The organism is Microcoleus sp. B4-C1 (assembly GCF_036705285.1).
Classification (GTDB): Bacteria; Cyanobacteriota; Cyanobacteriia; order Cyanobacteriales; family Microcoleaceae; genus Microcoleus.
The window spans coordinates 1-6,814 of sequence record NZ_JAUBUC010000110.1 but is presented as its reverse complement, the minus strand read 5'-3'; the positions used below and the strand labels follow the sequence as shown (position 1 = coordinate 6,814).

General features: G+C 47.2%; 5 protein-coding genes and 2 pseudogenes. 1 reads left to right on the top strand and 6 read right to left on the bottom strand.

Annotated features, from left to right (window positions below; genetic code table 11):
• From QUB26_RS27890 to QUB26_RS27870, 5 genes and pseudogenes are all read right to left on the bottom strand, one after another.
• Nucleotides 1-370 (bottom strand): DUF5331 domain-containing protein (locus tag QUB26_RS27890; RefSeq protein WP_333245647.1); only part of this gene is annotated, 370 nt, incomplete at its 3' end.
• Between the two features lie 34 nt (nucleotides 371-404).
• Nucleotides 405-1,271 (bottom strand): ferredoxin:protochlorophyllide reductase (ATP-dependent) iron-sulfur ATP-binding protein, encoded by an 867-nt coding sequence (gene bchL / locus QUB26_RS27885; protein WP_006634709.1) that lies wholly within the window; start codon nucleotides 1,269-1,271, stop codon nucleotides 405-407.
• An 867-nt stretch (nucleotides 1,272-2,138) separates the two neighbouring features.
• Nucleotides 2,139-2,273 (bottom strand): annotated as a pseudogene (locus QUB26_RS27880) (IS5/IS1182 family transposase); the annotation flags it as partial.
• A gap of 174 nt (nucleotides 2,274-2,447) precedes the next feature.
• Nucleotides 2,448-2,780, bottom strand: coding sequence for a P-II family nitrogen regulator (locus QUB26_RS27875; protein WP_333056568.1), 333 nt, complete (start codon nucleotides 2,778-2,780; stop codon nucleotides 2,448-2,450).
• A 98-nt stretch (nucleotides 2,781-2,878) separates the two neighbouring features.
• The gene (locus QUB26_RS27870; RefSeq protein ID WP_333245650.1) at nucleotides 2,879-3,991 is read right to left on the bottom strand and encodes a sodium-dependent bicarbonate transport family permease; all 1,113 of its coding nucleotides are present in this window, start codon (nucleotides 3,989-3,991) and stop codon (nucleotides 2,879-2,881) included.
• A gap of 1,065 nt (nucleotides 3,992-5,056) precedes the next feature.
• Between QUB26_RS27870 and QUB26_RS27865 the strand changes: the two genes are divergently transcribed.
• On the top strand, nucleotides 5,057-5,281 hold the full coding sequence (locus QUB26_RS27865; protein WP_445299646.1) for a hypothetical protein: 225 nt from the start codon (nucleotides 5,057-5,059) through the stop codon (nucleotides 5,279-5,281).
• Nucleotides 5,282-6,026: 745 nt separating this feature from the next.
• Here QUB26_RS27865 and QUB26_RS27860 read toward each other — a convergent pair.
• Nucleotides 6,027-6,254 (bottom strand): annotated as a pseudogene (locus QUB26_RS27860) (transposase family protein); the annotation flags it as partial.
• Between the last annotated feature and the right edge of the window lie 560 nt (nucleotides 6,255-6,814).

Genomic DNA, 6,814 nt, shown 5'->3' with positions numbered 1-6,814 from the left:
TTTGAGCCGCTGTGGGTGTAGCAGTTGCAGTTTGAGCCGCTGTGGGTGTTGGAGATGTGCCGATCGTCTGCGGCACTATATTTGAGGGCATACCCAGCGCGATGTCCGGGTCAAAATTTAGCCCCAACACTTCGATCAGGCTGTCTGCATCCGGCTTGAGTTTTGAGAAGGGCAGCATTAATTGCTGGAGTTCCGGCTCCAGGGCAGCCGCAATTCCCAGGATGAGGTAAGAAACAGGCCTTTTCCCGCCGTCGGGTGTGGCGACCGTGTTGTCAGCCGTCATGTGCAGGAGCAGCCAAGCCCGATTTACCTGGTAGTAGTCCAACCACTTCTGTTTGAGAGCAACTGAAAAAGTATCAAAAAAAGCCATAACCTCTTTATCCTCATCCTGATCGCTAGACCTATTAAACCATCATCAGGTCTAGCTCATCTTCCTCCTTCTTGACCACCGGTTGCACTGGATTTAGATAAAAATCTGAAAGTAAGGCAAATAATTCGCGATCGGGCGTGTCGTTGGGCACTACTCCTTCGGGCATTGCCAAAATCTGGTCAGCGATGTTGAGGTAGTAATCGCAGACGTAATTGAGGGAAGGATCGCTTTCTGCCATCTCAAACAATGTTTTGCCTTTAACGCGAGAAACGCGAATGTCTTCAATCAGGGGCAGCACTTCCAGCACCGGCATGGGTACAGAGTCAATGTACTTGTCGATCAAGTCGCGCTTTGAGGTGCGGTTGCCAATTAAACCAGCGAGCCGCAACGGGTGAGTGCGGGCTTTTTCGCGGACTGAGGCGGCGATGCGGTTGGCGGCAAATAAAGCGTCGAACCCGTTGTCGGTAACAATCATGCAGTAATCGGCGTAGTTCAAGGGGGCTGCAAAACCGCCGCACACTACGTCACCGAGCACGTCGAACAGGATAATGTCGTATTCGTCGAAGGCATTGAGTTCTTTGAGCAGTTTGACGGTTTCACCGACTACATAGCCGCCGCACCCAGCTCCTGCAGGAGGGCCACCTGCTTCTACGCAGTCAACGCCGCCGTAGCCTTTGTAGATGACATCTTCGGGCCAAACGTCTTCGTAGTGATAGTCCTTTTGCTGAAGGGTGTCAATAATTGTGGGGATCAAGAAGCCAGTGAGGGTAAATGTGCTGTCGTGCTTTGGATCGCAACCGATTTGCAAAACTTTCTTGCCGCGCTTGGCTAGGGCAACGGAGATGTTGCAGCTTGTTGTCGATTTACCAATTCCACCTTTTCCGTAAACTGCTAGTTTCACTCTTGGTTCTCCTATAGGTTTCTATCAAAACGATGAGGGCTGGGTTTTCCTGCAATTGCCATAGCCCAATTGCCATAGCCCAATTGCCATAGCCCAATTGCAATTTCCTTAATTTCAGTCGATTTGAGATTTCAGATTTGAGATTAAAGAATCGACTCCACAGATGAATCTGGGGCTTCTCTTTAACTAAAATTTTCGAGCTCGACGACTTTTGTTTGGGGCTTGTATCCGTCTTTGGGTTAGACCAATTTTGGACTCGGCCCTTAGTCACCTCGTTTAAAGCATTATTAGCTAACTTGCGATGAAAAGAAAGGGGGCGTCTAAATGAAAATGCTAGTAAATTTGTTTATTTTGCATCTTTGGGAATCTTAACTGGTTTTTTGATATAAAAATCTATTTTTATAATTTTTTTAGCTTTTAAATTAATTTTAAAATACTTTCTTAATATAAAGAGGTACAAAAATAAAACAAAAATAAACGAATCAAACAATCTGGGCTTTGGGCTTTCGGGCTAGGATGCAGGCAGTTGATGGATTGTGCGGGTAACTCGAACGGTCATCAAGACGCTAGTGGATGAGGCACACTCGAAGTTAGTTCGGATCGCTTGGGTCAGGCGAGGGCAAAGTTATGGGATTTTAGATTTTAGATTTTAGATTTTAGATTGGGAAAGATTGACTTTGCTGAGGTTTCGGGTGTTTTGTAAAAAATTGTGAATTTTTAGGAATAGGTGGGGAAGTGTCCGAGTTTTCCAGTGAGGGAGCCTCCGACAGTGGGCGAGGAGTCGAGGGGGGGATTGTCCGTATATTAGACTTCTTGGAAAAAAAATCTATGTTAAAATTAAAAGTTTTGAATTTTAGACCTGATATCTCACTGATAATTGTAAAGTGTTGACAACAAATTACAACGGAGACCATAACGGCGGCGACGATTATAACGACTTGACAAAAATTTGAAAACTTTTAGACTCCTATTAATATGTTCAATCACTATTCGAGCCTGGGCTATAGATCGCATCTGGAATTTGCAGTTCGCTACCGAGGGCGGCAATGACCATACCACAGATCAGAAAGCCGAGCGCTGGGGACTGCAACTGAGACCCAAGTCCGCAGGCAAGAAATACGGCTACTAAAAAGCCGGGGGCATGACCCCGGCTTCTTAGGTCTGTGTCGTCTCGGTTCAACAGCCGTCTGGTCCACAGAAACTGTGCCCGTACAGTACCTCCGCGTCACAGATATAGATCATGCCCGCAAAATCGAGGAAAAACTTGACTGCGACCTGATCCGCAATATTCTCCGCCATATCCCGATCGGGGGTGAGCACCTCGAATTTTATATTCGCCGTGGTGTCAGAAACGCTAGGTTGTCCCGACGATCGCACGTTGCGACTGCCTTTACCGCCGGTTTCCAGAACCGTATAACCGGTTGCCCCGGCTTCTTCGATGATATTGACGATCTTCTTCAGCAGAATCTTTTCCGTGACGATGACAAGCTTTTTGGCTGGCTTGGGCATGTTGGTTACCTCCTTACCTACGTATGTTGATCTTAATATATTGAGTCGCTTGGTCTGTTGGAGCAAGGGAGCGCCGACAGACCGCGACCCGTCTGGGATTAGCTGCCACCGATCGCCTGGGCCAGCCCGAGGAAGAGCGGTATACACAAGCCGATCGCAATGGGTGTACCGATGGCTGTGGATGCGCCGATGTAGGCGGAGGGATTGGCCGACGGAATCCCGGCTCGCAACGTGGGCGGACCTGAGATGTCTGAACTGGAGGCGGCAATAACAGCCAGGATCACAACACCGCCCAGGCTGAATCCTGTGGCGTAGTGGGCAATCATGCCGAGACCGAAGGCGATGAACCCATGCACCACCGGTGCCACTACGCTATACACGACGTACCACTGGGCCACCTTACGTAGTTCGCCAAGTCTTGACCAAGCCTCCATACCCATGACCAGCATCAAGATCGAAAGCAAGCCGCGGAAGAGGGGGTCGTAGAAGCTTTTATAGACACTTTCCGGCTGGGTGAACAGGCCAAGAGCAATGCCGAGCAACATTGCCGATAGGGCAGGACCCTGGAGGCTTTCTTGCACGATCGGCCATATCTTGACCCGATTATCCGCAGGCTTCTGCTGCTTGCTGAGATACTCTTGCCGGGTGCTGGGATAATCGCCTGCTGCAACGGGCTGCTTGCTGAAAGACTGCTGCACGGTAGAGTGGGCTGCTGCACTACCCTTCTTCTGGTTGAGATAAATGTTGGCCACCACAATCGCCGTTACGAGCGCTGGGATATCCATGAAGGGATAGAGTGCGGCAGCCCATGCCTCGTATGGCATGTTTTGTTCTTCCAGTAGTGTCAGGGCTGCAGCCATGGTAGAGCCACTCACAGCACCAAACAATCCCCCGGTCGCAATCGCATCTATGGTGTTGACCTTCGGCAGCTTGGCCAACGTATAGCGCGCGATGAATACAACAAGAACCCCTACTGCTACAGCAGACGCTGCGGGTATCACCATCTCCGTCAGGTTGGAATTGCGGATCGCCTGACCACCGGTCAGACCGATTTTCATGAGCAACATGAAGACGATGATCTGATTAATCGCCTCTGGAATTATTAGTTCGCTACCGAGAGCGGCAATGACCATACCACCAATCAAAAACCCGAGTGTTGGGGACTGCAACTGCTTAATGAAGTCCATTAAGAACAAGGACAAAAAATCCATGAATACCTCCTGCTGCCTCCTCTAAAAAAGAGCGATTATTGTGAGCGGTGAGATTTAAGAAGTAAGGGTGCAGCGCTTCAACCCTGCCGACAGGTGTTATGCGAACACCTGTCGCCAGGGGATTCAGAGATGGTCGCTCTCCGAATGGGGCTAGAAGGTGTCGCTGTCCCGCAGTAACTTCTATAGATCAATATCTATTAAGACCCAAAATTCTATGTACTTAAGTCATATTCTTAATTTCGCACAAACTTGCGATCGCTTTACATGGATATCCCACATAATTTCAAATTCAAATCATAAGTTTTCCTTTTATTCTCAGAAAACCCGTATATCGTCAGTGTAAATTGCGATCGCAGAATTTTCTCTATACACGGATATTGCACCGAGGACGGTATGGGATCAGCAAAATCAGGAACAGGAGTTGCGTGGACACCACTCTTCTAGCAATGACTGAGCTAATCAATCCACATTTCAGGGGGAGCTGTTGACGGTTCATAAGTCGTGGATGGACTGTAACTGGCAAGGTTAAACCACCCCACCGCCAGTAGGAGACCGAACCCACAGCCCAACAAAAAAGTCCAGGCGTGAGACGAGTCGAGTACGCAGAGCAGGCGGCGATCTGCGCTATACACCTGCACTAGCCAGCCTTCGCTGGTGTTGTCAAATTGGGTCCGCAGTTTAGTTGAGTCAAACTTGTTCATTGTGTACGCTCCATGCTGCTCGAATGTGTGTGGCGGTGGCGGGCACTTGCCCGCCGCTACGGAAATACCTGTCAGAAATTCAACTGTGAATGGAGAGTGTTTCAAGGAGAGAGACTGGAACGCTTAAACCTGACATTGATGTCGAACAGAAGACAGACATCTATGCTTTCGCCTTGAACGGTATTCTTAAGTTTATACTTAGATTTGCTGGTTGAATGGTTGTCATTGCGCCAAAAAGATAAGTGTTTTTTATAAAATGCTTCCGCTAATCTGAGTCAATCTTTCTCAACAGAGGGTAGTGAATTCGCCGATCTTTGGCATAAACTTAAAGATATGGTTCAAGGAAAAACCATAGAGTATTGCCTTGTCACGAAAAGGTGCTGCTGAAAAGGTGCTGCTGAAAAAGATCGCCAAGATCATCGAGGAAGCTGGGGCTGCCGGTTATACGGTGATGGAGGCTGGCGATCAAAGCAGTCGCAACGTGCGATCGTCGGGACAACCCACCGTTGGCGACAGCTTCTCGAATATAAAGATCGAGGTGCGAGGTGCTCACCGCGAATCGGGATATAGCATTGAAGATTTCGGATGAGGTCGCAGTGCAGTTTTTCGAGGATTATTCGGGCATCGCCTATAGCGCGTCGCGTGAGAACCCCGGTCTTTCCCGCAGGGTATGAAACGCAGTTGTAGCCTTTAGGCTACGAGTGTATTGTGTTAGAATTGAATTGTGCAGAACAAGTAGGCGTATCAACTACGTGCTGAACCATTCCTAGAACGGTGAAATTCCGGGCAGTAAGACACTCTCAGCATTTTTGACTGAGAAAGACTAAGGTACAGCCAAGCAGCGCAGGATGGGGAGCGTACCGAACTGGCTAGTGTTGAGAAGTGCGAACGAAAGCATACAAAAAGTAAGCGTAATTGCAGCACCGAAAGGTAGTTGTTTTGAACGTCTAGAGGTGTCTTGACAGCGCCATTAAGAGCGTCAAAACTTCTTAAGAATCTCCGCACCTTCAGGTCGGAGAGTGTCAACTCTGTGACGCGGAGGTACTGCACGCGCACAGGTTATGACTCACAACCCCAGCAATTCTCATTTTTGCAAGAAGCTTTCAAACACTGGGAATCTCGGTATTGTAATAGACCTCTTGCAAAAAAATCTATGTTAAATTTAAAGGTTTTGAATTTTAGACCTGAGAGTTCACTGATAATTGTAAAGTGTTGACAACAAATTAAGCTGTGGAGCATTTAAACCATTAACGATCCAGGTAAGGTGCGCCATTCGCGAACACTTACTATACATGGGAAACGCTTATTTGCGCTGGGCACCCTACTATCCTCATTTAAATGCCGAACAGCTTACAACGGAGACCATAACGGCGGCGACGATTATAACGACTTGACAAAAATTTGAAAACTTTTAGACTCCTATTAAGATGTTCAATCACTATTCGCTCCTGGGCTAAAGCTCGATTGTAGTCTTTTTCTCAAATAGAAAGATTCGCATTTTTAGGTTTCTTTTTAGGATTCGAGCGATTAAAGTGATAATCTTTTATCCCTTGATAAGCTGTTGGGCATTTAAAAGACGATAGTATGGTGCGTCATTACAGAAGTGTTTCCCGCATAAGGATCGCGAATTAAATAACTTACAATTTTAATTGTTATTGTGGGATGGGCGTCCCGCCCGTCCAAAAAGGACGGGCGGGACGCCCATCCCACAAACTTGTGGAAGTTATTTAATTCTCATTCCTAAGCGCGTAAGTGTTCACTCCTGACGCACCATACAAGCCTCGTTACTGGTTTAAATACTCCACAGCTTAGCCAGTATCTTGTGAACTATCGGTTGAGGGATGGAAATGAACATTGCTTTTTTTTAAACAAGCTGAAATCGTGGCCAGGCCCAGGTTCAAAATTTAGGCAAATAATCTGTTTACGGTCTTGATTAATGATTACTTGCATTTTTAGGCTGTGTTTTTTTTATTTCGTGAACAGTATTTTTCGGGTTTTTTTTCGTTCGATAGCTGTCTGTTTATGTGACATCCATTACCACAACTGGCTCTCCTGAGTTTATGGTGTAAAATGTACCTACTAATACATTTACCGTTATGAGCTTCCATCTAGACTATCTATT

Bases quoted from the DNA above. Each gene is read 5' to 3' on its own strand.
- QUB26_RS27875 (WP_333056568.1), bottom strand. From the start codon at position 2,780: ATGCCCAAGCCAGCCAAAAAGCTTGTCATCGTCACGGAAAAGATTCTG.
- QUB26_RS27870 (WP_333245650.1), bottom strand. From the start codon at position 3,991: ATGGATTTTTTGTCCTTGTTCTTAATGGACTTCATTAAGCAGTTGCAG.